1 protein-coding gene and 1 other annotated feature are annotated in these 351 nt (G+C 55.8%); the gene reads left to right on the top strand.

Going from position 1 to position 351, the window contains the following annotated elements; genetic code table 11:
- Positions 1–113, top strand: a sequence feature (AL1L pseudoknot). This feature is flagged as partial in the annotation.
- On the top strand, positions 1–351 hold a 351-nt coding region (locus tag SJH88_RS19525; RefSeq protein ID WP_274755428.1), incomplete at both ends, for an IS3 family transposase. Its footprint overlaps the feature before it by 113 nt.

Genomic DNA, 351 nt, shown 5'->3' with positions numbered 1-351 from the left:
TTTTTTGCACAGGCGGAGCTGGACCGTCGCATCAAGAGTTAATTGACTTTGTAGACCAGTATCGTGATGCCTATGGGGTCGAGCCAATTTGCAAGTTGCTGCAAATTGCCCCATCGGGCTACAGGCGCAGGGTTCAGCAAAGAAACTGCCCGTGGCTGCGCTGTAAGCGCAGCCAATCGGACGAAGAACGCTGCACCCATATTCAACGTGTGTGGCATGCCAACTGGCAGGTTTATGGGACGGTCAAAGTCTGGAAGCAGATGCACCGAGAGGGCTTACCCATTGCCCGCTGCACCGTACAACGACTGATGCGCAAGCTGGGCCTGGAAGGCGCAAGGCGTGGCAAGAAGG

The sequence above is a fragment of the Comamonas sp. GCA5 genome, assembly GCF_036541385.1.
In the GTDB taxonomy this organism is placed as follows: domain Bacteria; phylum Pseudomonadota; class Gammaproteobacteria; order Burkholderiales; family Burkholderiaceae_C; genus Comamonas; species Comamonas aquatica.
This window is presented reverse-complemented; position numbering and strand designations above follow the sequence as displayed.